This window comes from Cryobacterium tagatosivorans (genome assembly GCF_004402215.1).
GTDB lineage: Bacteria > Actinomycetota > Actinomycetes > Actinomycetales > Microbacteriaceae > Cryobacterium > Cryobacterium tagatosivorans.
Window position 1 is genome coordinate 85,984 of the sequence record NZ_SOEZ01000078.1, and the last position, 26,683, is coordinate 112,666.

Genomic DNA, 26,683 nt, shown 5'->3' on the forward strand with positions numbered 1-26,683 from the left:
GGATGGCCGGATGCCTCGCGTGACTTGTCCATGACCCGCCGCGCGAGAACCTCGAAGGGGTCGCTGGCCGCCGCGTCGCTGGTGCTGGCCATCACCGTGGCCGCGGTCCTGTACTTCACGGATGCGCCCGCTTCCGCACCCGCCCCGCCCCCGGGCGCGTCCGCGGGCGCCGCAGTGCCGGCCCCGCCCGGTCCGACCCTGGATTCCGCGGCCGCTGCGGCCGCCGTCGCCGCGCTCCCCGACGCCGCCTACCGCGACGACGGGAGCTACGCCGGCCACCGGGACGACCTCTTCGGTGACTCCTGGTCCTTCGACTTCGACGGCAACGGCTGCGACGCGCGCAACGACATCCTGCGCCGCGACCTCACCGCTGTCAGCCTCCAGCCCGCCCGCTGCGTAGTCGAGACGGGCACGCTCGCCGACCCGTACACCGGCGAGAGCATCAGCTTCGTGCAGGGCGCCGACACGTCGGATGACGTGCAGATCGACCACCTGCTGCCGCTCAAGGCCGTGTACGCCACCGGGGGAGCGGCCTGGACGTTCGAGAAGCGCCGGGCGCTGGCCAATGACCCGGTGAACCTTCTGGCGGTGAAGGGCTCCGAGAATGGCTCGAAGTCCGACTCCCTGCCGAGCGAGTGGCTGCCCGGGGTCTACCCGGATGTCTCGGACCGGCACGATGCCGGCCAGCGGGTCGTCTGGGACGACCTCCCCTCGGACACGGCGCTGCAGTGCTGGTACGTGAAGAAGCTCGTCCCGGTCTTCGTCGCCTATGAGCTGGGAGTCACCCCGGAGGACCGGGCGGCCATGTCGGCCGTGCTCAGGACCTGCTGAGCGGGCCGGCCCAACGCAGGCCGAACCCAGGGCGTCGCGTGGGCGTCCGGGGGTCGTTCGGGCTTGCCTAGGGGCAGCCCTCCAGCAGCTGGATACCGTGGTCGGTCTGGCGGTTGACCAGGACCGAGCCCTGGGAGTCGCAGATCGCATTCACGAGAAGCGCGTAGCCTTCGCCGTTCTGGTAGTTGCCGTTCTCGCCCGGGAGGCCGAAGCCCTGGACGGTACCGGGAGGCACGAAGGCCCAGACCTCCGGGGCCCCCGGGAACACGCTGGGCAGCCAGGCCCAGTTGCCCTGGATGATCGGCCCGGCGGTGCAGTTGGAGCCGCACGCGGCCGGCGGCTTGGAGACGTTGATACAGTCCAGGGCCTGCGCGGCCGTGGGGACGAGCACAAACGCGGCGGCCAGAGCGGCTGCGGCGAGGGTTTTTCTCAACACGATTACTCCTTCGGATGTGGGTGACTGTGTATAAGAGCCGCAACCGCGTCCTGATGCCGCCCCCAATCCGGCTGCAATGAAACCCTACTCAGGAGCGGCGCCCCGTCAACAGCGCGGCATGACTGTTGTCGAAGCGGACAACTGTGGCCGGCACGCCGGCCACAGTTGTCCGAACGGGCCACAGTTGGCCCCAGGACCTAGTCCAGTTGGCAGGCCTCGGCATCGCCGCCGGGGGCGAAACAGACGCCGTCGTTGAGGGTCTCGGTGAGGGTGACCCGGCCGATCCGAAAGGTGATCCGGACCCCCGTGGTGCGCGCTTCCTTCGACGGATCGATCGGCCGCATCTCGTAGAGGGCGTTCCACTCCGCTTCCGCCCCGGGCCGCACGACGAAGCCCCTGACCGCCTTTCGCTGCCGCCACGCGCGCAGTTCGGTGCCGCTGAGCGGGGGAGCAGCCGCCATGATCATCAGGCTCGTCCCGTCCGGCAGGTCCTGGATTGGCGCGATGGATATTTCCCCGATGCGCGCGTTCCTGACGCCGATCGGCGTGACGTTGATCAGGACGATGTCCTGCCCGGTTGTGTTGTCAATGGCAATGCCGGCAACGACGCTGTCGTACCGGTCGGCCGGCAGACCGGAGAGTGATTTGCCCGCTCCGGCGAAACCGAGGACGTCCGAACCGCCCCCATCGGAACATCCGGAGAGTCCACCGGCGAGGAGGGCGAAACCGACGATGGGGCTGATGAGGTGCCGATTCACGCGGGGGTCCCGTCCTGAGCACTGGGTCGTCTTGACGCGATGCCAGCGGACGCGGAACTACTACTGGAGGTCGTCCCAGTCGTACGCCGTGGTGAAGCCCGCCTCCGTGTCGACAACCGGTCTGGGGGAGGACAAGGCCAGCGTGCGCTTGTGTAGCTCGGAGACGAAATCGACGGTGTTCGGCTCCTCGAGGATGGACTCCTCCGGAACCCCGACCAGCTCGCTCGCGGGGCCGACGACGAGCCGCACCATGACCGCCTTGCCGTCGTCCGTGAAGGCGGGGACTTCGAGAGACGACGCTGCGTTGTTGTCTCCCAGCGCGGCCACGAACTGGAAGAGTCCGTTGGCGATGTCATCGCTCGTGAGGAACGAGGCACCGGCGTAAGTCACCCTCATCATGCGACCACTCTTTACCCGGCGACCCTGCAGCACAAGGCGTGGCACGCCAATCGGCGAGTGGTACAGTCGCGGAGGATTTCACAGCGGAGGATTTCACAGCGGAGGATTCCACTCTAGGGAGGTGGCGGGCCATGGGGACGCAGGCAGCACTGGACGCGGTGAGGCGCGCCGGATCGATCCTCGAGGGCATTCGGAGCGCCGACGACCTGGCCGGAGCCGTCGACGGCAACGGCGGGGAACGAGCCGTGCGGCTCCTCGCGCGAACGGCGACCGACCCCGGGGACCAGCTCACCGCCATCGCCGCGGTCCATGCCCTGGCCCGGCATGCCGAGGAGTCCGCCGGCGCTGTGCTGGTTTCCCTGCTGGGCAGCGACGAACCGTTTCTCCGCGAGCATGCGGCCTGGGCGCTGGGCGTTCGGAGGCCTCGAGCCGACGCCATCTCCGGGCTCGTGCGCCTGGTCGCCGCCGGAGGGTTTCCCGGGATGGTCGCCCAGCGCAGCCTGGAACGCTGGGGCGCGTCCGCACCGGAACCGATTGCGCTTGCGCTCGACGGCGCTCTCCTCGGGCTCGGCGAGCCCGGCGCGAGGGCGCGGCTGGTCGAGACAATCGGGCTGATTCCCGGGCGAATTCCCGGGCGGCTCATCCGGCGGGTCGCCCTCGACCCGGCCGAGGCCACCGAGGTGCGCGCGGCGGCGATCGCCGCGCTCGGCGATCTCGGGGCGAACGACGCGGGCATCCGGATCGTGGCCGACCTCGCCCGTGGAACCGACGTGCTCGCCGACGTGGCCGGGCTCGCGCTGGCGGACCTGGCGGACCTGGCGGACCTGGCCGACCCGGCCGAGCCGAGCGAGCCGGCCTCGCCCGGCGATGCCGGGCGAGGGAGCCCTGGCCGCACGATCGCCCAGGTGTTCCTCCCGGCCGACATCGACCGGGAGCTCTCCCAGGTGGGCTCGGGCGACAATGGCGGCATCGCCACGCTCCTCGTGCGGCTGGGGGACGCGCTGGTCGACGGCGCGGGCACCGGCCGGGCGGCGGCCACCCACAACCCAGCGACGGTGACGCGGGTGCTGACCCTCTCCAGGGGGAACCACGCCGGCGCCCTCCGCGGCCTGGCCGACCTCGCCTCCTCCCGGCCCGGCCACGTCTTCGCGACGGTTCCCTTCCTCGGCGAGCCGGTGGCCTCGGTCGACGCGTGGCCGCGCCGCGTCGAGGCGCAGCGCGGGCTCCGCCGCATCCTTCGCGCGGCCGGCTCGGTCGACGCGATCCATCTCCGGATGGCCGATGTCGGCACCCTCGCCGCGGCCACGGTCGCGCGCGAACTCGAGATCCCGGTGGTCTTCACGCTGGCGCCCGATCCCCACGCCGCGATCCACGCCCTCGAAGCGGCGGGGGCGCTGACGCGGCAGAACTTCGGTGCCCTCGACGAGCGGGAGCACTTCTGGTTCCGCACCTGCCTGGCGCAGCGGGTGAGCGGGGAGGCCGCGCGGATCATTCTCTTCCCTCGGCCGGAGCTGCACCGCGACCTTCGGAAGCTGATGGGCATCGACATCGACCTCGACCCGGAGCGTTACGCCGTGGTGGCGGAAGGCATCGACCTCAGGGTGATCGAGCGTGCCGGCGCTGAGGCGCTCGCCGCCCGCTCTCCGGCGGCGGCCGGGCATCCAGCCTTCGATGCCCTCGACGTGCTGCTGGGCGGTCTACCGGCCGAGCGGCGGGGATTGCCGCTGGCCATCTCGGTCGGCCGGCTGCACGCGGTCAAGGGCATGGCGACCCTCGTCGAGGCCTGGCTCGCGGATGGCGGACTGCGCGCACGCTGCAACCTGCTCGTCGTCGGGGGTGACCTCGAGCATCCGTCGGGCGAGGAGCGCCGCCAGCTGGACCGGATCGACACGGCGCTGCCGCGCGCCCAGGCGGCGGCCGGCGGCCTGCTGCTGGCCGGGCACCGGGCGAACGACACCGTCGCACACTGGCTCGCGGCCACGCGCTACGGGCGTCCCGGCCTGGCCGCCCCGCACGGCGCGTACGTCTGCGCGAGCGTCAAGGAGGAGTTCGGGATCGCCCTGCTCGAGGCGATGGCGACCGGGCTTCCGGTCGTCGCGCCGGCCGGAGGCGGGCCGGCGACCTTCGTCGACAACGGGGTGACCGGGTTCCTCGTCGACACCCGTGACGCCCGCTCGCTGGCGCAGGGGATCGCCGGCGCCCTCGACCTGTCCGGCGGGGCGCTCGGCGCCGTCAACGCGCAGCGCGCCCATGACCGGGTGGCGCGCGATTTCGCCATCCAGACCATGGCGGATGCCCTCTCCCGGGTCTACCGGGATGCCGGCGAGACGGCCGGCACGACGGCCAGGAAAACGAGTGCCTCGTGACCGTGCTCGTGATCAGCCCCGACTACGCCTCGCACCTCTATCCGCTGGCCGCGCTGGCGACCGCGTGGCGGGACGCGGGCGAGCGGGTCGTCGTCGCCACCGGTGACGCCACCGCCGGGATCGTCCGGTCGTTCGGCTACGAGCGTGTGCCGCTGCAGCTGGGCCGAGGCTCGAATCCCGGGGTGATCAGGGCGGAACAGCAGCCGGCCGGCGAGGATGACGCGCTGCGCGGCTTCTTCGCGGCCACCCGCCGTGGCATGGTCGAGACGTTGCGGTTCCAGGCCGAGGCGCGGAGCAGCGACCTCCTCTGGAATCCGGTCGAGGTGGCCAGGGACGTGCAGCGCGTGGTCGAGCGAGTCCGCCCCGACCACGTGATCGTCGACCACCTCGCCTTCAGCGCGCGGCTGGCCCTGCAGAGCGCGGGGATCAGCCACGCGGACGTCGTGCTGGGACACCCGACGGCGCTCCCGGTGGGGACCGAGGTGTACGGATTCGTCTCGACCTGGCCGGACGCGTTCAGCCCGGACCCGGGCGACCTGGACTCGCTGCGGGGGCTCTGCGGGAGGGTGCGCGACGCGTTCACCGTGCAGTGGAACGACGCGCTGCTCCGCCTCGACCCGGGGGCCACTCCGACGGCCGACGCCTTCACCGAATCGGGCGATGTGCTCCTGCTCAACTATCCGGCCGAGCTGCACGAGGCGGCGCGGGGCCTGCTGCTTCCCCCGCACGCCTTCCTGGGCTCGGCGGTTCGCGACGATGAGCCGGATGCCGAGGCCCGGGAATGGCTCGCGAGGGATGCGGTCCCCGTGGTCTACGTCAGTTTCGGCAGCTTCCTCTCGGTCCGCGGTGACGTGCTCGCCCGCGTGGTCGAGGCGCTGCGCCCCCTCGACGTGCGGGTGGCACTGGCCACGGGATCGACCGACCCGGCCGAGCTCGGCCCGATTCCCGGCTCGTGGCTGGTGCGCGAGTTCCTGCCGCAGGTCAGCATGCTGCGGCGCTCGGCGCTGGCCGTGTCCCACGGCGGCAACAACAGCGTCACGGAGGCGATGACCCACGGCGTCCCGCTGCTGCTGCTGCCGTTCTCGACCGACCAGTTCGCCGGCGCGGCCGCCGTCGAAGCGGCCGGCTTCGGCGAGGCCCTCGACCCCAATGCCGGGTCGCCCGACGAGATCCGGGCGGCCGTGATCCGCTTGCTCGCCCTCCGCGGAGAGGCGCGGGACCGCCTGGACCGCCTCTCCGCGTCCCTCGCGGACGAGGCCGGCCCGGCGCGCGCCTTCGACGCGCTCCGGGTGGTGCCGGAGGTGCGCTGACCCGACCTCGGTCGCACTCGCCCGTCAGTCGTCGTCCGCCCGCCCGTCAGTCGTCGTCGTCGACGCCCGTCCCCAGGTCGCCGCAGTCGATCATCCGCACACCGTGTTCGACCAGGTAGCGGCGGGCGCCCCGGTCGCCGGCGAGGCGCGTGCCGAGCGCCGCCCAGTGCCCCCGGCCGATGACGACCGGGTGGCCGGGGCGGCCGTCGAAGCTCGCCTGGCGGAGGGTGTCCGGGGCAACCGGTCCCGGCTGCCCGTCGTCCGGCCGGTCGCCGATGAGCCTGGCCACGATCGCGCCGTCCAGGTCGGGCACGTCGACCGGGACGACCGCGACGGCCGCCGGGGCGGGTTCGAGGGCCGCAGCCGCGGCGAGGCCGGCCCGCAGCGAGGCCGAGACGCCCGTGGCCCAGTCCGCGGCGTGCACCACGACGAGGTCGCCGGCGCGTTCGGGAGAGTCGCCCCGGCCGGGCAGCAGCAGTTCCGCCTCGTCGCCGCGGGCGCCGAGAACGACGATCACCGGCGAGCAGCCGCCCGTCTGCAGCGCGTTGATGGCCCGGAGGAGCCAGGGCTCCCCATCCTTGCCCCGGCGGAGCGCCTTGGGGCTGCCGTGCCGGGAGCCGGCTCCCGCGGCGAGCAGGAGGCCGGCGACCGGCGGCCGGGCGACCGGCGCCGGGGCGCTGGGCGGAAGGGCGCTGTCCATGCCTGCCATCGTACGCAGCCGGCCGCGCGTGGGTTAGGGGGCCGCGTTCCCCGGCTCGGCGCGGCTCTCGAGCCACTCCTGGTGCTGGCGGAGCCCCCTGCGCACGGCGAGCCGGATCACCGTGTAGAGCAGCCAGAACCCGAGGGCGATCGCCGCGGGGTAGATGAGGAAGACGCCGACGTGCCAGAACGAGAGGTTAGGGACCATGAGGTCAGTGTCACAGTCGAAACGGCCGCCGCCGCGCAGGCGCACGGCGCGGCGATGTCACGGTTGATCAGGGTTGGAGCATCCGCCAGATGCGGTCGCGCGACATCGGCAACTCGAACGGGCGGATGCCGATGGCGTCGCGGATCGCGTTGGCCAGGGCTGGCGCGACCGGGTTGTAGGGCGACTCGCTCATCGACTTGGCGCCGTAGGGACCCAGGTCGTCGGCCGTGTCGGCGAAGTAAACCTCGGTCACGGGCAGGTCTGCGAGCTGGGGCAGGTGGTAGTTGCGCAGCACGTTCGTCGTCACGGTTCCGGCGCCGTCGAGGATGACCTCCTCGTAGAGCGAGCTGCCGATCGCCTGCGCCACACCACCCTCGATCTGCCCACGGCACTGTGCCGGGTTCATCACGAAGCCGGCATCCGCTGACTGGATCGATTGCAGGATGCGCACCTCTCCGGTCAGCGTGTTCACGGCAACGCGGAAGGCCTGGACGTTGAAGGCGACGGACCGCTCGGCGCCGGACTCCGTGCCGACACCGGTCACCCCGTCCGGCCCGGCGAGCTCGGCCAGGGTGAGGAAGAGCTCGCCGGAGCGCAGTCCGCCCTGCTCGAGCGCCCACGAGTGCGCCGGGAGACCGGTCCGCCCGGATGCGAGCTGCCGGAGTTCCCGGGCGAGGGCGGTCGCCGCCCCGAGCAGCGCTTTCCCGGCCACGACCACCCCGGTCGAACCGAACGCGCCGGAGTCGTAGCCCGCCTCATCGGTGTCGGAACTGCGGAAGTCGATCCGGTCGGGGCTGGTGTTCAGGGCGGTCGCGGCTATCTGGGCGTGCACGGTCGAGGTGCCGCTGCCGTAGTCCGCCGTGCCCACCCGCACGGTGTAGCGGCCCTCCGCCGTGGCCGTGACGGAGACGTGCGAATAGTGCCCGCGCGGCGGCATCGTCGCGATCATCGCACTGGCCATGCCCTCGCCGACGCGCCAGGCCGGGCCGTCCGGGACGACCGCGCCGTTGCCCCTGGCCAGCGCCGCCTCGGCCAGGTCGAGGCACTGGTCCAGCCCGTAGCTGCCGAATGCCAGGTCATCGTCGCCCTCGCCCTGCGCGGAGACGAACGGGTCGGTGGGGACCACCGAATTGATGCGGCGAAGCTCGAACGGATCGATGCCGAGCCTGCGGGCCAGTTCGTCCAGCGCCGATTCGATGCCGAAGACGACCTGGCCGAGGCCGTAGCCGCGGAAGGCGCCCGACGGCGGGTTGTTCGTGTACACGCACTCGGCATCCACCCGCTTGTTCGGCACCGAGTAGAGGCTCAGCGATTCCGAACAGCCGTGGAACAGCACGCCGGGGCCGTGGTTGCCGTACGCCCCGGTGTCGGCCAGCACCGTGAGGCCGAGAGCAGTGAGCCGCCCGTCGGCGCCGGCCGCGAGCGTGACGCCGACTCGCATCGGATGCCGCACCGGGGCCAGCCGGAACTCGTCGCTGCGGGTGAACTCGTACTGCACCGGCCGCCCGGTCTTCAGGACGGCGAGTGCGACGACGTCCTCGGTGAGCAGTTCCTGCTTGCCGCCGAAGCCGCCGCCGACCCGGGCGGTGAAGACGCGAACCAGCGCCGGGTCGAGGTCGAAGATCCGACAAATTTCCTTGTGCACGAGGAACGGCACCTGGGAGCTGGTGCGCAGCACGAGCCCGTCGTCCTCGCGCCAGCCGATCGTCGCGTGCGTCTCGAGCTGGCCGTGCGCCACGCGCTGGGTCTGCCAGGTGCCGGAGACCACGGTGGTTCCCGCGGCCAGGCCCGCCTCGAAGTCGCCGCGTTCGCCGTGCAGCTCGGCGACGAGGTTGCGGCCCGGGTCGGCCAGGCGCGAGGCCGCGGCGTCCTTGTCGCCGTGCACGAGCGGAGCGCCGGCACGGAGAGCCTGGTCCGGGTCGAACACGGCGGGGAGCTCCTCGTAGTCGACGACGATCAGGCGGCACGCGGCCTCGGCCAGGCCCACGGAGTCGGCGACGACGGCGGCGACCCGCTGCCCGCGAAAACGCAGCACCCGGTCGAAGACGAGGGTGTCGTCGGGGTCGTCGAGCCGGTTCTCGTGCCGGGCGGTGGAGAAGAGCGTGGCGGGGGAGTCGGCGTGTGTGAGCACCGCGTGCACCCCCGGCAGGGACTCGGCGGCGCTCACATCGATCGAGCGGATGCGCGCGTGCGCGTGCGGGCTCTGCAGCACGCCCAGGTGCAGCAGGCCGGGCACCGCGATGTCGAGCGTGTACGGTTCCTGCCCGCTCACCACGCGGGCGCCGGCGGGGGCGCCGAGCGACGACCCGACCCGGCCGTGCGCAGCGCCGGTGCTGGTCGGCTCGGCGGTGTCCGCGGTGGTGGGGGTCGTGTCGCCGGTGGCGGCGCAGGTCGTGCCGCAGGGCGTGCCGGGCGTCGTGTTGTCGGTGGCACCGCAGGGCGTGCCGGACGTCGTGCCGGAGGTCGTGCCGCAGGCGGCACCCCGACCGCGGATCGCGTCTTCGATCGCGCGGTAGCCGGTGCAGCGGCACAGGTTGCCCTTGAGTAGCCGCGGCAGTTCCGCCAGATCGCCCTCGTCCAGGGTGGACGCGGTCACGATCATGCCGGCGGTGCAGAACCCGCACTGGAAGCCGGCGGCATCCACGAACCGTTGCTGGATCGGCGCGAGTCGCTCGGGCGTGCCGAGGCCGGCCACCGTCGTCACGGCGCGATCGGCGGCGCGATAGGCGGGAAGAATGCAGGAGTGGAACGGCGTTCCATCGAGCAGAACGGTGCACGCGCCGCAGTCTCCGGAGTCGCAGCCCTTCTTCACATCGAATTGCTGCTGCTCTCGGAGGAACGAGCGCAGGCACTGGCCGGGGGCGGGCTCGGCGTCGATCGGCGCACCGTTGACGAGCAGCTTCATGCGGCCTGGAGCTTCCGCTCGAGTTCCTGCCGGACCTCCTCGCCGAGCAGGCGACTCATCGCCTGTCGCCAGTCCGCGGCGCCGTGCGCATCCGTGAACCAGCCGTCGATGGCGTCGATGTCTCGGCGCAGTCCCGCCGCCTCGGGCAGGCTCGGGTAGCGCAGCTGGATCGGCCGCACCGTCGCGGCGGTCACGGTGAGCACGAAGCCGCCGTCGGAGTCGAGCCGGCCGACGAGCACGGCGCCGGACCGGCCGACCGGCGAGAGCGAGATCGAGCGGAAGGCCGTGTGGGAGCGGAGCGACGACGTCGGCAGGCGGAGCGATCGGAGCACATCACCGGTCTCGAGCACGTTGGTCGAGTTGCCGGTCACGAAGTCGGCTGCCGCCAGCAGCTCGTCGGTTCCGTCACGACGCCAGACCAGCAGCTCGGCGTCGAGGGCGGCGGCCAGGGTGGTCATCGGGCCGGCCGGCAGCGCGGCGCAGAGGTTGCCGCCGACCGTGGCGACCTCCCACACCTTGAACGAGCCGAAGAGCGCGGTGCAGCACTGGAGGAACAGCGGATGCGCGTTCCAGCCGGGTTCGGGCGGCAGGCGGGAGAGCTCCGCGAGGGTGCAGGTGGCCGCGATCTCGAGGCCGTCGCGGGTAACGGTGAGGGCCGGCCAGCCGAACGTCTGGAGGTCGACGAGCCCGGTGAGGTGGGCCTGCGGCGAGGCGAACAGTTCCGATCCGCCGGCGAGGGGGGCGACATCCGGGGCGAGCGCACGGAGGTCGTCGCGGTGGCGAGCGGGCGTGATGCTCGTCACGGTGTTGAGGTCCATCTGGCCCCCTCGGCTCGGCGTCGGCGTGTTCGTCGAGACAACGTACACGGATCCGACGCGAAGCGAGATGCCCGGGCGTCGAAAGTAGCTAACTAGGTTAGTTACCTTACACCCTGATGGCGCGCGAGAAGGTGCTTTGCTGGGCGCCAGCCAGACTCACTTGCGGACAAAGTACCTTCGTGGCGCCCAGGAAGGTACTTTGTCCGCATCTCAACCCCGCGGGAGGAGCGTCAGGCCGCGCGGGCTCCGAGGGCGGCCTGGAGCGGCCAGTCCTGCCCGTCGAGGATGACCTGCGCGCACACACCGGTGGTGGCGTTGACCACGATCGGGGCCATCAGGTTCGCCGTGGTTCCCGCCTCGCCGGGGTTCACGACGACGAGCACGAACGCATCCTCCGGAACGGTCAGGTCGAGCGACGTGCACTGCTCCGTCGAGATGACCGGCTGGTAGTCCGTGAGGTGCACGCCGGCGTCGACGACGAACATCCGGGTGCCCGGCGCCTCGGTCGCGCGCAGCGAGTACAGGCCGTCGGCGCCCTCGATCTCCTCGAGCGAGAAGTCCGTCAGCGGGGCGAAGCCGGGGGGAGGGGTGACGAAGGTCAGGGTCACGCTCATCGGAGGAAGTCCATCAGGGTCGGCTGGAGCACGCGGGCGGTGACGGCGAGGGCCGCCTGGTAGGTGACCTCCTGGAGCTTGAGGTCCAGGATGACCTGGCCGAGGTCGAGGTCTTCGATCCCGGCGCGTTGGGACTCGAGCAGGCCGGATTGCTCCATCAGGGACTCTTCCGCTCTCTCGATCTGTGCCTGCTGGGCGCCGACCCTGGTGTGTTCGGTGGTCATGGCGCTCATCCGGGCGTCGATCTCCGCCAAGCGGGAGCCGACGTTCGTGCCGTTGCGCAGGTCCCCGGCGATGGCGTCGATCAGCGCGAAAACCGAACCGGCGCCGTCGCCGAAGACGGCCGCGCCGTCGGCGTCGACCCGAACCGTGGAGTCGGGGCTGATGCGGCGCTCGACCGTGCTGCCGGGAGCCCCGCTGTGCGCGTAGCCGGGGGCGCCGGAGAAGGCGACGCCAGAGTCGGAGTTGCCGGCGAAGACGCTGCGCCCGAGGTAGGAGGTGTTGGCCTGGCCCAGGATCTCGCGTCGCAGGCCCTCGAGTTCCATCGCGATGGCTTCCTTGGCCGCGGGGGACAGAGCGCCGTCGCTGGCCCCCTGCACGGTCAGGTCGCGCACGCGGTTCATGGTTGCGGATGCCGACGACAGCGTCGCGTCGAGCGTCGACACCCAGCCGTTCCCGTCGTCGACGTTGCGGCCGTACTGTTCGGTGGCGCGCAGCTCGGCGCGTACCTTCATCGCATCCGCGGCCGCAGTCGGGTTGTCGGAGGGGCGGGTGATCGCCTTGAGCGAGCTCGCCTGGTCCTGCAGCTTCGCCAGCTGGGCCATGTTGTCGTGCAGGTTGCGCTGGGCGGAGCGCATCTGGGTGTGGCTGGTCACGCGGGCGATCATGGCTTACCTTCCCACCACTCCGGTGCGGTTGATCAGGGTGTCGAGCATCTCGTCCACGGCCGTCATCACGCGGGCGGCACCCTGGTAGGCGTGCTGCAGCATGAGCAGGTTCACGTTTTCCTCGTCGAGGTCGACGGAGGAGTTGGACAGCTGCCGGCCCCGGGCGGATGTCGCGGTGAGGTCGGCGAGGCGTGCCTGCTGCAGCCCCATCCGCGTGTCCACCGCCACGGCCGTGACGAACGAGGCCCAGGCGGTGTCGGGGGAGGCGATGGCGGCGCCGGAGGCGTCGACGGCTTTGCCTGCGCCGAGCTGGGCGATGGCATCGGCGATGGACCCGTCGCGGGCTCCGGCTCCGGGCCGTGCCGCCGCGATCCCGCTGAGGTCGGTGGGGATGACCCGGAGGCTCAGGGCCGCCCTGGTCGGGTCGAAGGCGAAGAAGTCCAGGCCGTCCGCGAGCCCGGTGGTGTTGGTGGAGGTCGCGCCCAGGCGGTGGATGTCGTTGACCGTGGTGGCCAGGTCCGTTGCGAAGGCGTTGTACGAGGCGGCTGCCTCGGCGAGGGCGCCACCGGCGCCGCTGCCGTTGGCGGTCGCAAGCACCGACAGGGCGCCGGCGAGTTCGCCGCCGTCGAGGGAAACCGGGGTGGCGGGGTTCGTCCAGACCAGGCGCACCGCGTCCGCCGCCGCCCCCTCGAGCCGGGTCGAGCCGGTGACGGCGATCGCGCGGGCTCGGTCGCCCGAGACGAGCGCGTTGCCGCCGATTCCCACGTCGACCGTGCCGTCGGGAAGCTCGCGCACGGTGGCGCCGCTCAGCGCGGCGATCGTTGTCGTCAAGGCGCTGCGCTGGTCGATCAGTTCGTTGGCCGATCCGCCGGTCGCGAGCACCATCCGGATGCGCCCGTTCAGCTCGGCGACCTGGGTGGCGGCGTTGTTGAGCTCGGACACCATGCCGACGGCATCCGCGCGCAGGCCGGACCACTGGGCCGTGACGGCCTGGTAGCCCTGCGAGACCTGGGTCGCGAGGTCGCCGGCCTGGCCGAGCAGCAACGCTGCCGGCGCGGCCTCGCCGGCCCGGTTGGACATGTCCTGCCAGCCGCCCCAGAATTCCTGCAGCCGCGTGGAGAGCCCGTTGTCGCCGGGTTCGCGCAGCGACGTTTCGAGGGCGCTCAGCGCGTTCGCCCGCACGGCCGAGTACCCGGCTTCCGCGGCGGAGAAGCGCACCTGCGAGTCGAAGGGGGCGCTGCCGAGGCGCGCGATCCCGTCGACGGACACGCCCTGGCCCGGTCGCACTCCGCCGTCGAGCCGGCCGGCGTCGGCGGCCGCGGCGACGGAGGAGGTGGTGACGCGCTGCCGGGTGTAGCCCTCAGTGTTGGCGTTGGCGATGTTCTGTCCCACGACGTCGAGACCCTGGCGCGCCGCAACCAGGCCGGAGTAGGCGGTGTTCAGTCCGCTGAAGGTGCTCACGTGATTCTCCTTACAGGCTTCGGTCGACCAGGCGCGAGCCTGTCGCTGCGGAGCCCGCGGCGCCGGTGGCGTCGTAGGTGTTGGCGTCGGTCTCGGGCTGGAGGCCCGCGAGGGTCTCCTGGCTGGACCGGGCGGCGGCGCGCAGGAACCGTTCGTTCGTGTCGCGCAGTTCCTTGATCTGGGTGGTGAGCACGGTCATCGCGGAGAGGTGCGCGGCGAAGATGTCCGCCCAGGGGCCGTCCGGTGCCCTGGCCACGAGTTCGCGGAGGGTGGCGTCGTCGCCCGTTCCCCAGTCGAGGCCGAGGGCGGCGACTTCCACGGAGCGGCCGAGGCCGGCTTCGCGCACGAGGCCCAGCACCTGCTCGACCTCACGGGTGGCGTGCTGCAGCCAGCGGGCCTTGCCGCCCTGAAGCAGGAGCTGTTCTTCCTCGAGCTTGAAGACGAGGAGGTCGAGCAACTCGCGCTCACGCCAGAGCAAGGCGGATAGTTCATTGGCGCCCATGTGTCATCCACCCTTCCGGCCTATGCGGACTGCTCGTACGGAGGTACGGCTTCCGGTCCATTCGTGGGGACTATCGGCACGCGCAGGAACAATGTTAGCGATTCGAGGCATATCCAACTCCAAAGGTGTCCTCTGAAGAGAGGACAAGGTTTGACCCGTTGTGGGGGGCGCATCCGGTCTACCCCCGGCTGCCGCGCTTGTTAGCTTGGACCTAAGCGAGGGATCATCCCCTCGCAGGGGCCCGAATCCCGTCCGGCTAATAGTCCTAATAGTCCGTTTGCACCGTCGTAAGGGTCCCACCAGTGAATCGTGCAGAGCGCAACAAGCTCGTCGTCGAGAACCTCCCGCTGGTCGGTTACCTCGTTTCGGAGGTGTGGGCCAAGGCCCGCCACCTCTCCCGGGACGACCTGGCCTCGGCCGGCGCGCTTGCCCTGATCACCTCGGCGGATGCGTTCAATCCCGACCTCGGGGTCCCGTTCGGCGCGTTCGCGCGGCGACGCATCATCGGCGCGTTCGCCGACGACATGCGCTCCAGCGACTGGGCAACCCGTTCGGCCAGGCGGCGCATCAAGGAGACCGTCGCCGTGCAGGAAACCCTGGCCGCGGCGCTCGGCCGCACCGCCACCGTCGACGAGATCGCGGCGGCCCTCGGGGTCGACCGCGAAACCGCGGCCGCCGGCCTGGCCGACGCCTCGCGCACGCTGTCCACGCTGGATGACACGACCGCCGAGTTCCTCGTCGCCGACACGGCGCTCCCCGAGGAGTCGCTCCTCTCCGAGGAACGGCTGGCCTACCTCCGAGCTGCCATCGCGGCCCTGCCGGAGAACATGCGCCTGGTCGTGCAGCAGATCTACTTCGACGACCGACCGGTCAAGGACATCGCCGCCGAGCTGGGGATCACGCACTCGGCGGTCTCGCAGCAGCGCGCGGAGGCCATCCGGCTGCTCCGCGACGGCCTCGGGACCCACTACTCCGACGACTCCGACACCGCGTACGTGCCGGAGTCGCGTGTCGCGCCCGCTCGCCGCAGCGCCTACCTGGCCCGGCTCGCGGACCACGCGATGATCGGCATCGCCAGCCTCGCCCACGACCGGGTGCCGGCCGCGATCGCCGCGATCTCCGCGGCCGGAGTGCCGGCCAAGGAACTTTCCGCGCATAACGGCTAACGCGCCCGGCTCAGCTACGGTCAACGGCATTCCAGGTTGAGTTGCGGAAAAAGCACCTCAATTTCAAGAATCAAGGTGCTTTCTCCGCAACTCAACCCTTTTGGGGCAGTTCGTGGCGGGGTCACCGAGTCGGGAGGAACTTTCCGCGCAGAACGGCTAACGCGCCTCCGCACCCGGCCGATGGTTCATTGTGCCGGCCCATGGATGGGCCGGTAACACCACCCAATCACGGAGGAAATCATCATGGGTATGCAGGTCAACACCAACCTCGCGGCGAACAACTCGTACCGCAACCTCGCCGCAACGCAGAACGACATGTCCAAGTCGCTGGAGAAGCTGTCCAGCGGCCTCCGCATCAACCGCGCTGCGGACGACGCGGCCGGCCTCGCCATCTCCGAGGGCCTCAAGTCGCAGGTCGGTGGCCTCACGGTCGCCAGCCGCAACGCCCAGGACGGCATCAGCGTTCTCCAGACCGCTGAAGGTTCCTTGGGCGAGGTGCAGTCGATCCTGCAGCGCGTTCGTGACCTCGCCGTTCAGGCCGGTAACGACTCGAACAACGCCGACTCGCGCACCGCCATCAAGACCGAGGTCGATGCGTTGGGTAAGGAGCTCACCCGGATCGCCGGCTCCACGAACTTCAACGGCACGAAGCTGCTGGATGGCTCCGCCACCTCGCTGAAGTTCCAGGTCGGCGCAAACGGCGATCTGAACAGCCAGATCGACGTGAACCTGAGCGGCGCGAACGTGACCGCTATCGCGAACGCTTTGACCGGAGGCAGCATTTCAGCTGCGGGAACCTCGTTCGCGATTGCTGACATCACGGCACTCACCACCGGTGCAGCGACGTTCACTTCCACGAGCGGTGGAGTCACGACTACCGTTGTGACAGCGGCGCTGGCGGACACGGCTGACGGGAGCGCGGCTTCCTTCCAGAGCGTGGAGGAGTACGCATCGGCGCTCCGCTCCGATGCAAGTTTCTCGGCCAATTTCAGCGTCTCGGTGTCCAAGGACGCTAACGGCGCGGGCAACGGGATCGTCGTCACCGCACTCGACGGCGGTTCAGTCGGAGTGACGTCGCCCGACGGTGCCGTCGGGCTGGCAGCCGGCTCGGCGAGCGCTGCCCTGACCGGTGGAGTGCGGTTCGATACCGCCGCGAACGCGCAGGCATCGATTACCCTGATCGACTCCCAGATCAAGAGCGTCTCCACCGCTCGCGCCGAACTGGGTGCGAACCAGAACCGGTTTGAGAGCGTTGTCAAGACGCTGGCCATCTCCAAGGAGAACCTGACGGCGGCCGGATCTCGCATCCGCGACACCGACATGGCCGAGGAAATGGTCAAGTTCACCCGCTCGAACATCCTGACCCAGGCCGGTACCGCCATGCTCGCGCAGGCGAACCAGTCCAACCAGGGCGTTCTGCAGCTCCTCCGCTAACTAAGCGGGGTTGCCCAACTCATCCGCGCTCACGCACGGTGAACGGCGCCTGGTGGCAATCGAGGGAGAACTGGACCTCTCCCGCGATTGTCACCAGGCGCTTTCCGCAGCATCACTGAAGCACTTTCGCATCGAACAGCAAGAGAGGAACACATCGTGTCGATGGCAATCGATGGTCTCGTCAGCGGCCTGGATACGACGGGCCTGATCAAGTCCCTCATGCAGCTCGAAGCGGTTCCCCAGACCCTGCTCAAGAACAAGGTCTCCGAGTCAACGGCGCTCATCTCCGCCCTCCAGGGCCTGAACACGAGCGTCGCCGGCCTCGCTACCCTCGCAACGAAGACAGCGAAGACCGATTCACTCGATCTCTTCACCGCGTCGAGCAGCCCCCCCACGGTCACCGCAGCGGTGACGACAGGCGCAAGCGCCGGCCAGATCGACCTCGTCGTCGACAAACTCGCCCAGACCCACGTGTCGGTCTCCGACGCGCTCACCGCCTGGCCCGACACCAGCCTGACCATCACCAGCGCCGGCGGCACGCCCACCACGATCACCGCAGCCTCGACCTCGCTGGATGACGTGGTTTCGGCGATCAACACCGCCGGAGCCGGCGTCACCGCGACCAAGGTCGCCGTCGGAGCGGCCGGCTTCCGCCTGCAGCTCACCGCGACCGCGAGCGGTGCGGCGGGCAGCTTCACCGTCTCCGGCACGGCCGCCGCGATGACCGAGGTCAAGGCCGGCCAGGATGCCCAGGTCACGTTGTGGGCCGGAACGAGCGCCGCACAGGCGATCACCTCGTCCACGAACACCTTCGCCAACCTGCTCCCAGGGGTCGCGATCACCGTTTCCGCGGTCTCGGTTGACCCGGTGTCCGTCAAGGTCGCCCGCAATGACGCGGCGATCAGCACGGTTGCCTCGGACCTCGTCAACGGCCTCAACGGGGTCTTCGCCCTCATCGCCACGAAGTCGGCCGTGGTGAACAGCACCACTGGCTCAGGGGCCGCGGTTGTCTCCGGCGGGGTCTTCACCGGCGACAGCACGGTGCGCGACATCAACCAGCGCATCCTCTCGGCGGCCTCGCTTCCGGTGAACGGACGCTCGCCCTCGGAAATCGGGATCAGCATCTCGAAAACCGGCACGATGGAATTCAACGCCACGAAGTTCGCCGCGGCCCTGCAGAAGGACCCGGCCGGCGTCGAGGCAACCCTGCAGGAGATCGCCTCCCGGGTCTCGGTCGCGGCGAGCTCGGCATCCGACAAGTTTTCGGGCCAGATCACCGCGAAGGTCACCGGCCAGCAGTCGCTCGTGAAGGACCTCGGGAACAGGATCGCCGACTGGGATCTGCGGTTGGCGTCTCGCAAGTCCTCGTTGGAGCGCACCTACGCCGCACTCGAGGTTCAGTTGAGCAACATGAACTCCCAGTCGTCCTGGCTCAGCGCGCAAATCGCGGGCCTCCCGTCAGGCGGTGCTTGATGAGCATGACGGCCGGGGCCGAGGCCCAGAGGCTGCGGTACAACCGCGAGGCGGTGCTCTCGGCCACGCCCGTGCGGCTGCTCACCATGCTCTACGACCGGCTGATGCTCGACCTCGGCCGGGCCGAGGCCGCGCAGATCGCGGCGAACTGGGCCGTCGCCTCGGAGAACCTGCTGCACGCGCAGGCGATCGTCAGCGAGCTCTCCGGGTCGCTCAAAGTCGAACTCTGGGACGGCGGCGAAGGCCTGCTCGCGCTCTACACGTATGTGTCGAACTCCCTGGTCAACGGCAACATCCACCGCGACGTCGAGCGCACCCGCGAAAGCATCGCGCTGCTCGAACCGCTGCGCCAGGCTTGGCACGAGGCCGCGCAGTCGATTCCCGCGCAGCCGGCGCGCTCCACGGGCGGGGGGCTCGGAATTGGCTAGCGCGGAGTGGGCCGAGGACCCACACGACGAATGGATGCGCGTGCTCGACGAACTCGAAAGGTTCCTCGGTTCCGTCGGCGACGGCATGGACGCCACGCCGTGGACGGCGCCGGTTCGCCTGGGTCCGCTTCCGCCCGCACTCGTCGGACGGGCGCACAAGGTCCTGGCCGGCCAGCGGGAGCTCGTGCGCGAACTCGAGGCCGCACAGCAGGAAACCGGCAGGCACCTCGCGGCGGTTCGCGCGGTCTCGGCAGCTCGCAGCGCCGAGACATCCGTGTACGTCGACGTGATGAGCTGACGACGTGATGAGCCGGCCATGTCCTGAGCCGGCGATGTCCTGAGGGGGCGCAGACCCCCCATCCGGGTGAACTTCCCAGGATTCCCTAACGAAGCCCCGGGCGCGCCCGATAGCTGACACCGAGCACGGATTGCTCGCCAATTGGCCACGGATCGGCCGTCTGTTCCTTTGACGAAGCGGGACTCCGTGCTTGAATCCGTGACCGCCAGCGCTCTGGCGAGTGCCCTGGATGGGCTGGCCCTGCGCCAGCGCACCATCGCGAACAACATCGCGAACGTCAACACCCCCAACTACCATGCCAAGCGAGTCGCCTTCGAGGGCGCGCTGGCGAAGTCGGTGGCGGCGGGCGACGGCCACGCCTCGGCCACCACGGCACGCTCCCTCGAGCCGACCAACGAAATCGGCAACAACGTCAACCTCGACACCGAGACGCTCTCGAACATCGACACGGTGCTCCGCTTCCAGTTCGCCGCCCGCGCCGCCGATGCCCCGTTCAGCGCCGTTCGCGCCGCCCTGAGGACCAGCTGATGACGTTCGACGCGATCGGGATCGCCGGAACCGGGCTCACGCTGCACCGCAAGTGGCTCGACGCCGTCGCCGACAACATGGCGAACATCAACACCGTCAAGAGCACCGACGGGAGCGCCTTCCAGGCCCGGTACGTCGTCGCCCAGGAGGGCGAGGGCAACTCCGGCGCGTATGTCGCCGGGGCCGCCTTCGGCGACGCGGCGGGAAGGCTGTCGTACCAGCCCGACCACCCCCTCGCCGACAAGGAAGGGTACGTGCGCCTGCCGGACATCGACATGGCCACCCAGATGGGCCAGCTCATCATGGCGCAGCGCGGCTACCAGGCCAACGCCGCCGTCGTCGACCGCGCGAAGACCAGCTACGAAGCAGCCCTACAGATTGGACGTTCCTGATGCCGTTCGGCGCCATTGACAGTGTGCAGGGCACGGCCGGAACCGGCGCGCTTTCCGGCCTGCAGGGCCTCCTGGCCACGCAGGGAACGCAGGGAACCCAGGATGCCGGCGGCGCCGGTTTCGCGAACGCGCTCACCGGCGCGGTCGACAACCTCCAGCAGACCCAGTCCGCCTCGAACACCCTCGCCATCCAGGCCGTCACCGGCGACCTGAACGACATCCACACGGCCATGATCGCCTCGACCAGGGCCCAGGTGACGATGGAGCTCGTCGCCGGCATTCGCAACAAGGGCGTTGACGCGTTCAACGAGATCATGCGGATGCAGGCCTGATGCCGGCTCAGGTCACCTCGGCGTTCCGGCGCTTCGGAAACGCGCTGCGCGAGTTCACCATCGCGCAGCGCACTGTCGCGCTCATCGGCGTGGCGGTGCTCGTGCTGGGCATCGCCGCGCTCTCGATGTGGGCAACCAAGCCCGCCTTCACGCCCCTGTTCTCCGGTCTCAGCGGGTCGGACGCCAACACGATCGTCGACCAGCTCCGCACGGACGGCGTGCCGTACGAGCTCAGCGACGGCGGTGCGACGATCCTGGTTCCCGAGAAGAGCGTCTACGACGAACGGCTCAAGGCCGCGTCGGCCGGGCTGCCCTCCTCGAGCACCGGGGGATACGCGCTCCTCGACAAGATGGGCGTCACCGCCTCCGAGTTCCAGCAGTCGGTGACCTACAAGCGGGCGCTCGAAGGAGAGCTCGCCGCCACGATCGAGGCGCTCGACGGTGTACGGACCGCTTCGGTGCGCCTGGCCATCCCCAAGGAGAGCGTGTTCGTCGCCGAGGCGAACGACCCCACGGCATCCGTCTTCATCGAAGCCGAGAACGGAATCACCCTGACGAGCGAGCAGGTCGAGGCCATCGTGCACCTCACCTCCTCCTCGATCGACGGCATGTCCCCGTCCGATGTCGCCGTCGTCGACGCCGGCGGCGCCGTGCTCTCGGCCGTTGGCGTTGGCGCCACCGGCAGCGCCGACAAGCAGTCCTCGGTGTACGAAGAACGCGTCCAGGGCTCGGTGCAGGCCATGCTCGACAAGATCGTCGGGCCGGGCAATGCCAGCGTCGTGGTCGCCGCCGACATGAGCTACGAGTCCGCCGAGCGAGTCGAAGAGACCTTCACGACCCCCACGGACGCCCCGGCGCTGAACGAAGCGGTCAAGTCCGAGACATACGCGGGCGGCAAGAGCGGCGCGGGCGCCACCGGTGTGCTCGGCCCCGACAACATCGCCGTCCCGGCCGGGGCGAACGGCGACGGAACCTTCACGTCCAAGGACAGCACGCGCAACAACGCCGTCAACAAGGTCACCGAATCCCGCACGATCCCGTCCGGCGCGATCAACCGGCAGACCGTGTCCGTTGCCGTGGACTCCGCGGCCGCCGGCGACATCAACGTGTCCGACCTGTCCTCCCTCGTCGCCTCCGCGGCCGGGATCGACGTCGCCCGCGGTGACGCGGTGACGGTCGAGGTCGTCAACTTCAACACGGCCGGGGCGCAGGATGCCGCGGCCGCCCTCGCCGCCGCCCAGGCGGCCGAGAACGCCGACCGCGTCGCCGGCCTGATCCGGATCGCCATCATCGCGGCCGCGCTGGTCATCCCGTTCATCCTCGGCCTGATCGTGTACGCCCGTCGGTCGCGCCGGCAGAGCCGCGAACCGATGGATGTCGGTGACCTGTCCGAGCTGCGCAGCGCCCTGGACGCACCGACGGTTCCGCTGGTCCGAGCCCCGTCGATCGCCCCGCGGGTCATCAACCCGGGACCGTCGATCGCCTATGAGGCGACCGACGCCGAGAACCTGCGGTCGGAGATCGACGCCCTCGCCCAGCGCGACCCCAAGGGCACGGCGCAGTACCTCCGCGGCTTCATGGACGAACGGCAGCCCGCATGAGCGCCGCCCCGGCTACCGCGAAGACCCTGACGGGCACCCAGAAGGTCGCGATCGTGCTGATGAACCTCGGCCAGGAGCATGCCGCCGAGGTGATGAAGGAGTTCAGCGAGCTCGAAGCCGCCGCGATCATCGCGGAGATCGTCGGCCTGCGCCGCGTCGACGACACCGTCGCTGACGAAACCCTGACGGAGTTCCATCGGCTGATGGCGACGGGCGCACGCCAGTCGCACGGCGGGCACGACTTCGCGCTCGGGCTGCTCGAAGCGTCCTTCGGTGCCGAGAAGGCAGCCGGAGTCATGAACCGGGTCGCCTCGTCGATGGCCGGTAAGGCGTTCGAGTTCCTCGACGCCGCGGAGCCCGGCCAGGTGCTCACCCTCCTCGACGGGGAGCTTCCGCAGACGATCGCCCTGGTGCTGGCGCACCTGCGGCCGGAGCGGGCATCCGCCGTGCTCGCCGGGCTCGACGCCTCGCGCCGCACCGACGTCGCCCAGTGCATTGCGACCATGGGGACGGCAACGCCGGAGGCGGTTCGCATCGTCACCGACACCCTCAAGCTGCGGGCGGGCTCCGTCGTCGGCTCGAGCGAGGCCGCCGAGGTCATCGGCGGGGTCCAGCCGCTGGTCGACATCATCAACCGCTCCGACGTCGCCACCGAGCGGGCGATGCTCGAGGCCCTCGACGAACGCGACCCCGCCCTCGCCGAAGAGGTGCGCTCGCGGATGCTCACCTTCGCCGACATCGTCAAGCTCGAGAGCCGCGACGTGCAGCAGGTGCTGCGCGGCATCGACTCCAGCATCCTGGCCGCCGCCATGAAGGGGTCGTCCGAATCGGTCATCGAGGTCATCCGGGCGAACCTGTCCGAGCGCAACCGGGCAACCCTCGACGACGAGATCGCCGCGATCGGCCCGGTGCGCGTGTCGCATGTCGAGGATGCCCGGGCCGAAATCGTCCGCGCCATCCGCGATCTCGCCGCGCAGGGCAGCATCACCGTCGTCCGCGGGGACGAGGAAGAATATGTCTACTGACCTGGCGTTCTCGCGCGTGGCCTTCCCCAGCCTCGGGCAGGACGGCCGCGAGGTCATCGACGAGCAGTCCCGGGCCAGGGGCCACGCCGCGGGCTACGCGGAAGGCCTCCGGCTGGCCGCAACCCGGATGCACGAGCAGTCGCTGCGACTCGAGGCCGACCACGCCGCGGCCCTCCGGCACGCCGAGGCGAAGGCGGACCGGACGGTCGAGCTCCTGGCCGCCGCCGCGCGCGCCCTGGACGCGAGCGCGCTTCCCCTGATCCAGGGCGTCGAGCTCGCCCTCGTCGCGTCGGCCGTCGACCTCGCCGAGGCCGTCATCGGCGCCGAACTCGGCGACCGGGAGTCCGCGGCCCGCCTGGCCCTCCGCCGGGCGCTCGACCACGAACACGCGCCCGAAGTGCACACCGTGCGGATGCATCCGGACGACCTCGAACTCCTCGGCACCGAGATTGCGGCCCGCGCCGGTGTGCGGTTCACCGCCGACCCGCAGCTGGCGCGGGGCGACGCCATGACGGAATTCGGCGAAGGATTCCTCGACGCTCGGATCGGCACGGCCCTCCGGCGTGCCCGGGCGGCCCTCGACGGAGTCCGGCAGTGACCACGACCTGGCGCCCGCGGGCGCGGCAATTCGACGCGGCCCTCCACGCGGCCAGGCCCCAGCGAATGGGCGTGGTCTCCTCGATCGTCGGCCTCGGCGTCGAGCTGACCGGCCTGCCCGCCTCGATCGGCGACCTGGTCACGATCGGCGAGGGTCCCGGCATTGACGCCGAAGTCGTCGCGACGACTCGCGAAGGAGTGCGCTGCATGCCGCTCGGCCGGATGACCGGGGTCAGGATCGGCACGACGGCCAGGTCCACCGGGACCCCGCTGCTCGTGCCCACCGGCACCGGCCTGTTCGGGCGCGTCCTCGACGGGCTCGGCCGTCCCATCGACGGCAAGGGGCCGCTCCTGAACGACAGGATGGTCTCCCTCGACAACGACAGCCCCTCGGCCATGCACCGCGCCCGCATCGACACCCCGCTGCAGCTGGGCGTGCGGGTGCTCGACACCATGACGACCGTCGGCAAGGGCCAGCGGATGGGCCTGTTCGCGGCATCCGGCGTCGGCAAGTCCTCCCTGCTCTCGATGATCGCCCGCGGCACGGATGCCGAGGTGTCCGTCATCGCCCTGGTGGGGGAGCGCGGCCGGGAGGTGCGCGAGTTCCTCGAAGACGACCTCGGCCCCGAGGGCCTCGCCCGCTCCATCGTCGTCGTCTCCACCTCGGACGAACCGGCCATGATGCGGCTCCGCGCCGCCTTCACCGCCACGCGCATCGCCGAGTCCTTCCGGGACCGCGGCACCGACGTGATGCTCATGATGGACTCGCTCACCCGGGTCGCCATGGCCCAGCGCGAGATCGGCCTGTCGGTCGGCGAACCGCCGGCGACGCGCGGCTATCCGCCCTCCACCTTCTCCGTGCTCGCCCGGCTGCTCGAGCGGGCCGGAACCGACGCGACCGGGTCGATCACCGGCATCTACACGGTCCTCGTCGACGGCGACGACCACAACGAGCCCATCGCCGACGCCGCACGGTCCATCCTCGACGGGCACGTGGTGCTCGACCGCAAGCTCGCGATCACCGGGCACTTCCCGTCCGTGGACGTGCTGGGCTCCATCTCCCGGGTCGCCTCCCGGGTCAACACCGCCGAACGCAACCGGGTCGCCGGCGCCCTTCGGCGCGTGCTGGCCGCGCGCCGGGCCGCGCAGGACCTGCTCGACGTCGGCGCGTACCGGCGGGGCACCAACCCGCTGGTCGATGCAGCCGTCGACCACGAGGCCTCCATCACGGCCTTCCTGCAGCAGACGATGGACGACCAGACGCCGGCCTCGGCATCCTGGTACGCCCTCACCCGGCTCACGAACACCCTGGAAGGCATCTCATGAATCGCGCATTCTCGCTCACCGGACTGCTCCGACTGCGCCACCTGCAGCAGGACGAAGCCGCCGGCGCGCTGGCCGCGGCGAACCGGAACGCCACGGAGAACAGCGCCCACCGCACCGAGACCCACAGCGCGCTGGCGAACACCCCGGTGTCGGCCACCACCAGCGCCGCCCTCAACGCGATGGCGGCCGCGCGCGCGTCGTCGCGCAGCATGCTCGCCGACCTGGACGGGCTCGGCAGAAACTACGCCGTCGCCGTGGGGGAGGCCCAGAACGCCTTCGACGTCGCCAGGGCGCAGTCGATCGGACTGGAGAAGCTGGCGACCCGCCACGCCGCGGCGTGGAACGCCGAGGAACTCCACGGCGAACAGACCGCACTGGACGAGATCGCCTCCGCCCGCTGGCACCGGGACCAGGCGGGAGCCGCACGATGACGATGGTCGCAGCCCTCGGCCGGGTCGCCGAGATCCAGTCCACCCTGATCCAGCTCACCGGGGTTCCGGCGGGGCAGAAGACCGCCGCCCCGGCTCCGGTCGACGCCTTCGCCGCGAAGCTGGCCACGGCCCTTGGCACACCCGGTACCTCGGGGGTGCCCTCCGTGGCCACGCCCGGGTCCGGTTCCGGCGTCTCCGGCACCGACGTGACGAACGCCGCGAAGAAGTACCTCGGCGTGCCCTATGTCTTCGGCGGTGAGGACGGAAAGGGCATGGACTGCTCCGGTCTCGTGCAGCGCGTCTACGCCGACGTCGGGGTCAAGGTTCCCCGTCTCGTCTCCGGCCAGATGAAGATCGGCACCGAGGTGGGCTCCCTGGCCCAGGCTTTGCCCGGCGACCTGATCGTGACCGGCGGCGGCGCACACATCCTGATCTACGCCGGCAACAACAAGGTCATCCACGCTCCCTATCCCGGCCGGACCGTCTGCCTCGTTGACGCCTACATGAAGGATTCCGACATCGACACGATCCGCCGGGTCATCCCGACCGCGTCCGCGCCGGCGTCGCTCGCCTCCGGCGGCAGTCACGCCTTCAGCGCCGCGCTGGCCGCCTTCGCCGCGGGCGGGTCGAAGTGAGCCTCTCCCTCGCGCGGATGACCGCGCCGCAGTCCGCGCCGCAGCCCACCGCGTCCGCGCCGGCCGGCCCCCGTGCGGGCGCGACCGGCTTCGCCGCCGTCCTGACCGGCGCCCTCGGAGCGGACACCTCCGCGCACCTGCCCGCCGAGACCCTGCCCGCCGACCCCGCGCCTGCCGAGTCCACGCCGGCCGAGGCCACGCCTGCCATGTCCGTGCTTGCCGGGTCCGCGCCGGCTGAGGCCAGTCAGGCTAAGCCCAGGCCCGGCGCCGAACGTGCTCTGTCCGAGCCCGGCAGCGGAGTCGCCGCTCCCGTCTCCGACGCAGCATGGAACGCCGTTCCAGTGGCCGCTCCAGTGTCAGTTCCAGTGGCCGTCCCGGCGGCTGGCGAGCCGGCGCAGCCCGAGTTGCCCGCACCCGACCTGTCCGACCTGGCCGCGGGGAGCGCAGTCGCTCCGGCCTCCGCCGTCGCCCCGGCAACGGCCGATCGCCGCGCCGCACCGGCGCAGCGGACGGAACCAGCCACGCCCGCCACGGCGATCCCGGCGTCACTGATCCCGGCGTCACTGATCTCTGCTTCACTGACCCCGGCGGCTCTGGCCCCCGCATCGCTGACCCCGGCCGCGCCGACCGCCCTGCCGCAGTCTCCGACGACGGCCGCCCCGGCCGCACCGGCCGCACCGAGCCGGCCCAGCGCCAGCACGGGAGCCTCCGCGGCCACCCCGGACGCTGCGGGGGCTCCGCCGATCGCGGCTTTCGCGCGGACCGTGGCGGACGTCGCGCCGAGCGCACCGGACAGCAGCCTCGCCCCGGATGCCGCGTCCAC

General features: G+C 70.9%; 28 protein-coding genes and 1 pseudogene. 18 read left to right on the forward strand and 11 right to left on the reverse strand.

Going from position 1 to position 26,683, the window contains the following annotated elements:
* Positions 1-30 precede the first annotated feature (30 nt).
* Entirely contained in the window at positions 31-831 is an 801-nt protein-coding gene (locus E3O23_RS16615) for an HNH endonuclease family protein (RefSeq protein ID WP_134492955.1), read from the forward strand.
* Between the two features lie 67 nt (positions 832-898).
* Here the strand turns inward: E3O23_RS16615 and E3O23_RS16620 are convergent, their stop codons facing one another.
* From E3O23_RS16620 to E3O23_RS16630, 3 genes are all read right to left on the reverse strand, one after another.
* Positions 899-1,267, reverse strand: coding sequence for a hypothetical protein (locus E3O23_RS16620; protein WP_134492957.1), 369 nt, complete (start codon positions 1,265-1,267; stop codon positions 899-901).
* A gap of 197 nt (positions 1,268-1,464) precedes the next feature.
* Entirely contained in the window at positions 1,465-2,025 is a 561-nt protein-coding gene (locus E3O23_RS16625; protein ID WP_134492959.1) for a hypothetical protein, read from the reverse strand.
* A 60-nt stretch (positions 2,026-2,085) separates the two neighbouring features.
* The gene (locus E3O23_RS16630) at positions 2,086-2,424 is read right to left on the reverse strand and encodes a hypothetical protein (RefSeq protein WP_134492961.1); all 339 of its coding nucleotides are present in this window, start codon (positions 2,422-2,424) and stop codon (positions 2,086-2,088) included.
* A gap of 131 nt (positions 2,425-2,555) precedes the next feature.
* On the opposite strand from E3O23_RS16630, the gene E3O23_RS16635 reads away from it, so the two are divergent.
* Positions 2,556-4,790 carry a glycosyltransferase gene (locus tag E3O23_RS16635; protein WP_134492963.1) on the forward strand — a complete coding sequence of 745 codons (2,235 nt, stop codon included), beginning with the start codon at positions 2,556-2,558 and terminating at the stop codon, positions 4,788-4,790.
* The gene (locus E3O23_RS16640; protein ID WP_134492965.1) at positions 4,787-6,100 is read left to right on the forward strand and encodes a glycosyltransferase; all 1,314 of its coding nucleotides are present in this window, start codon (positions 4,787-4,789) and stop codon (positions 6,098-6,100) included. The genes E3O23_RS16635 and E3O23_RS16640 overlap by 4 nt, the downstream gene beginning before the upstream one ends.
* Positions 6,101-6,146: 46 nt before the next feature.
* Here E3O23_RS16640 and E3O23_RS16645 read toward each other — a convergent pair whose 3' ends face one another.
* The 8 genes from E3O23_RS16645 to E3O23_RS16675 form a co-directional block, all read right to left on the reverse strand.
* Positions 6,147-6,800, reverse strand: coding sequence for a nucleotidyltransferase family protein (locus tag E3O23_RS16645; RefSeq protein ID WP_134492967.1), 654 nt, complete (start codon positions 6,798-6,800; stop codon positions 6,147-6,149).
* A gap of 33 nt (positions 6,801-6,833) precedes the next feature.
* The gene (locus E3O23_RS18235; protein ID WP_166790564.1) at positions 6,834-7,007 is read right to left on the reverse strand and encodes a hypothetical protein; all 174 of its coding nucleotides are present in this window, start codon (positions 7,005-7,007) and stop codon (positions 6,834-6,836) included.
* A 67-nt stretch (positions 7,008-7,074) separates the two neighbouring features.
* Positions 7,075-9,912 (reverse strand): molybdopterin-dependent oxidoreductase, encoded by a 2,838-nt coding sequence (locus E3O23_RS16650; protein ID WP_134492969.1) that lies wholly within the window; start codon positions 9,910-9,912, stop codon positions 7,075-7,077.
* A complete protein-coding gene (locus E3O23_RS16655; protein ID WP_134492971.1) occupies positions 9,909-10,730 on the reverse strand; it encodes an FAD binding domain-containing protein in 822 nt (273 codons plus the stop codon). The genes E3O23_RS16650 and E3O23_RS16655 overlap by 4 nt, the downstream gene beginning before the upstream one ends.
* Positions 10,731-10,960: 230 nt before the next feature.
* Complete coding sequence (locus E3O23_RS16660) at positions 10,961-11,344, reverse strand: flagellar assembly protein FliW (RefSeq protein ID WP_134492973.1); 384 nt, start codon at positions 11,342-11,344, stop codon at positions 10,961-10,963.
* Positions 11,341-12,231 (reverse strand): flagellar hook-associated protein FlgL, encoded by an 891-nt coding sequence (gene flgL, locus E3O23_RS16665; protein WP_134492975.1) that lies wholly within the window; start codon positions 12,229-12,231, stop codon positions 11,341-11,343. The genes E3O23_RS16660 and flgL overlap by 4 nt, the downstream gene beginning before the upstream one ends.
* A 3-nt stretch (positions 12,232-12,234) precedes the next feature.
* Entirely contained in the window at positions 12,235-13,692 is a 1,458-nt protein-coding gene (gene flgK, locus E3O23_RS16670) for a flagellar hook-associated protein FlgK (RefSeq protein WP_134492977.1), read from the reverse strand.
* A gap of 10 nt (positions 13,693-13,702) precedes the next feature.
* A complete protein-coding gene (locus E3O23_RS16675) occupies positions 13,703-14,194 on the reverse strand; it encodes a flagellar protein FlgN (protein WP_134492979.1) in 492 nt (163 codons plus the stop codon).
* Positions 14,195-14,496: 302 nt separating this feature from the next.
* On the opposite strand from E3O23_RS16675, the gene E3O23_RS16680 reads away from it, so the two are divergent.
* From E3O23_RS16680 to E3O23_RS16750, 15 genes and pseudogenes are all read left to right on the forward strand, one after another.
* Positions 14,497-15,360, forward strand: a complete 864-nt coding sequence (locus E3O23_RS16680; RefSeq protein ID WP_134492981.1) for a sigma-70 family RNA polymerase sigma factor — start codon at positions 14,497-14,499, stop codon at positions 15,358-15,360.
* Positions 15,361-15,603: 243 nt separating this feature from the next.
* A complete protein-coding gene (locus E3O23_RS16685; protein WP_134492983.1) occupies positions 15,604-16,794 on the forward strand; it encodes a flagellin N-terminal helical domain-containing protein in 1,191 nt (396 codons plus the stop codon).
* A 162-nt stretch (positions 16,795-16,956) separates the two neighbouring features.
* Complete coding sequence (gene fliD, locus E3O23_RS16690; protein ID WP_241983526.1) at positions 16,957-18,267, forward strand: flagellar filament capping protein FliD; 1,311 nt, start codon at positions 16,957-16,959, stop codon at positions 18,265-18,267.
* On the forward strand, positions 18,267-18,695 hold the full coding sequence (locus tag E3O23_RS16695) for a flagellar export chaperone FliS (RefSeq protein WP_134492987.1): 429 nt from the start codon (positions 18,267-18,269) through the stop codon (positions 18,693-18,695). The genes fliD and E3O23_RS16695 overlap by 1 nt, the downstream gene beginning before the upstream one ends.
* Entirely contained in the window at positions 18,688-18,993 is a 306-nt protein-coding gene (locus E3O23_RS16700; RefSeq protein ID WP_134492989.1) for a hypothetical protein, read from the forward strand. The genes E3O23_RS16695 and E3O23_RS16700 overlap by 8 nt, the downstream gene beginning before the upstream one ends.
* A 186-nt stretch (positions 18,994-19,179) precedes the next feature.
* A complete protein-coding gene (locus tag E3O23_RS16705) occupies positions 19,180-19,521 on the forward strand; it encodes a flagellar basal body rod protein FlgB (protein WP_134492991.1) in 342 nt (113 codons plus the stop codon).
* The gene (locus tag E3O23_RS16710; protein ID WP_134492993.1) at positions 19,521-19,913 is read left to right on the forward strand and encodes a flagellar basal body rod protein FlgC; all 393 of its coding nucleotides are present in this window, start codon (positions 19,521-19,523) and stop codon (positions 19,911-19,913) included. Before E3O23_RS16705 ends, E3O23_RS16710 begins: the two co-directional genes overlap by 1 nt.
* The gene (gene fliE, locus E3O23_RS16715) at positions 19,913-20,245 is read left to right on the forward strand and encodes a flagellar hook-basal body complex protein FliE (protein WP_134492995.1); all 333 of its coding nucleotides are present in this window, start codon (positions 19,913-19,915) and stop codon (positions 20,243-20,245) included. Before E3O23_RS16710 ends, fliE begins: the two co-directional genes overlap by 1 nt.
* The gene (gene fliF, locus E3O23_RS16720) at positions 20,245-21,846 is read left to right on the forward strand and encodes a flagellar basal-body MS-ring/collar protein FliF (protein WP_134492997.1); all 1,602 of its coding nucleotides are present in this window, start codon (positions 20,245-20,247) and stop codon (positions 21,844-21,846) included. Before fliE ends, fliF begins: the two co-directional genes overlap by 1 nt.
* Entirely contained in the window at positions 21,843-22,871 is a 1,029-nt protein-coding gene (gene fliG / locus E3O23_RS16725) for a flagellar motor switch protein FliG (RefSeq protein ID WP_134492999.1), read from the forward strand. Before fliF ends, fliG begins: the two co-directional genes overlap by 4 nt.
* Positions 22,861-23,469 (forward strand): FliH/SctL family protein, encoded by a 609-nt coding sequence (locus E3O23_RS16730; RefSeq protein ID WP_166790565.1) that lies wholly within the window; start codon positions 22,861-22,863, stop codon positions 23,467-23,469. The genes fliG and E3O23_RS16730 overlap by 11 nt, the downstream gene beginning before the upstream one ends.
* On the forward strand, positions 23,466-24,794 hold the full coding sequence (locus E3O23_RS16735) for a FliI/YscN family ATPase (RefSeq protein ID WP_241983524.1): 1,329 nt from the start codon (positions 23,466-23,468) through the stop codon (positions 24,792-24,794). The genes E3O23_RS16730 and E3O23_RS16735 overlap by 4 nt, the downstream gene beginning before the upstream one ends.
* Positions 24,791-25,225: a flagellar export protein FliJ gene (locus tag E3O23_RS16740; protein WP_134493003.1), complete on the forward strand. Its 435-nt coding sequence runs from the start codon at positions 24,791-24,793 to the stop codon at positions 25,223-25,225. Before E3O23_RS16735 ends, E3O23_RS16740 begins: the two co-directional genes overlap by 4 nt.
* The gene (locus E3O23_RS16745; protein ID WP_134493005.1) at positions 25,222-25,860 is read left to right on the forward strand and encodes a C40 family peptidase; all 639 of its coding nucleotides are present in this window, start codon (positions 25,222-25,224) and stop codon (positions 25,858-25,860) included. Before E3O23_RS16740 ends, E3O23_RS16745 begins: the two co-directional genes overlap by 4 nt.
* Positions 25,857-26,683: pseudogene (locus tag E3O23_RS16750) on the forward strand (hypothetical protein); the annotation flags it as partial. The gene E3O23_RS16745 and the pseudogene E3O23_RS16750, both read left to right, overlap by 4 nt.

What these genes read in the sequence shown, in the direction of transcription:
- E3O23_RS16615 (WP_134492955.1), top strand. Translation starts at nt 31, where the DNA reads ATGACCCGCCGCGCGAGAACCTCGAAGGGGTCGCTGGCCGCCGCGTCG.
- E3O23_RS16630 (WP_134492961.1), bottom strand. Translation starts at nt 2,424, where the DNA reads ATGATGAGGGTGACTTACGCCGGTGCCTCGTTCCTCACGAGCGATGAC.
- E3O23_RS16635 (WP_134492963.1), top strand. Translation starts at nt 2,556, where the DNA reads ATGGGGACGCAGGCAGCACTGGACGCGGTGAGGCGCGCCGGATCGATC.
- E3O23_RS16645 (WP_134492967.1), bottom strand. Translation starts at nt 6,800, where the DNA reads ATGGACAGCGCCCTTCCGCCCAGCGCCCCGGCGCCGGTCGCCCGGCCG.
- E3O23_RS18235 (WP_166790564.1), bottom strand. Translation starts at nt 7,007, where the DNA reads ATGGTCCCTAACCTCTCGTTCTGGCACGTCGGCGTCTTCCTCATCTAC.
- E3O23_RS16650 (WP_134492969.1), bottom strand. Translation starts at nt 9,912, where the DNA reads ATGAAGCTGCTCGTCAACGGTGCGCCGATCGACGCCGAGCCCGCCCCC.
- E3O23_RS16655 (WP_134492971.1), bottom strand. Translation starts at nt 10,730, where the DNA reads ATGGACCTCAACACCGTGACGAGCATCACGCCCGCTCGCCACCGCGAC.
- E3O23_RS16660 (WP_134492973.1), bottom strand. Translation starts at nt 11,344, where the DNA reads ATGAGCGTGACCCTGACCTTCGTCACCCCTCCCCCCGGCTTCGCCCCG.
- flgL (WP_134492975.1), bottom strand. Translation starts at nt 12,231, where the DNA reads ATGATCGCCCGCGTGACCAGCCACACCCAGATGCGCTCCGCCCAGCGC.
- E3O23_RS16675 (WP_134492979.1), bottom strand. Translation starts at nt 14,194, where the DNA reads ATGGGCGCCAATGAACTATCCGCCTTGCTCTGGCGTGAGCGCGAGTTG.
- E3O23_RS16685 (WP_134492983.1), top strand. Translation starts at nt 15,604, where the DNA reads ATGGGTATGCAGGTCAACACCAACCTCGCGGCGAACAACTCGTACCGC.
- fliD (WP_241983526.1), top strand. Translation starts at nt 16,957, where the DNA reads ATGGCAATCGATGGTCTCGTCAGCGGCCTGGATACGACGGGCCTGATC.
- E3O23_RS16695 (WP_134492987.1), top strand. Translation starts at nt 18,267, where the DNA reads ATGAGCATGACGGCCGGGGCCGAGGCCCAGAGGCTGCGGTACAACCGC.
- E3O23_RS16710 (WP_134492993.1), top strand. Translation starts at nt 19,521, where the DNA reads ATGACGTTCGACGCGATCGGGATCGCCGGAACCGGGCTCACGCTGCAC.
- fliE (WP_134492995.1), top strand. Translation starts at nt 19,913, where the DNA reads ATGCCGTTCGGCGCCATTGACAGTGTGCAGGGCACGGCCGGAACCGGC.
- fliF (WP_134492997.1), top strand. Translation starts at nt 20,245, where the DNA reads ATGCCGGCTCAGGTCACCTCGGCGTTCCGGCGCTTCGGAAACGCGCTG.
- fliG (WP_134492999.1), top strand. Translation starts at nt 21,843, where the DNA reads ATGAGCGCCGCCCCGGCTACCGCGAAGACCCTGACGGGCACCCAGAAG.
- E3O23_RS16730 (WP_166790565.1), top strand. Translation starts at nt 22,861, where the DNA reads ATGTCTACTGACCTGGCGTTCTCGCGCGTGGCCTTCCCCAGCCTCGGG.
- E3O23_RS16740 (WP_134493003.1), top strand. Translation starts at nt 24,791, where the DNA reads ATGAATCGCGCATTCTCGCTCACCGGACTGCTCCGACTGCGCCACCTG.
- E3O23_RS16745 (WP_134493005.1), top strand. Translation starts at nt 25,222, where the DNA reads ATGACGATGGTCGCAGCCCTCGGCCGGGTCGCCGAGATCCAGTCCACC.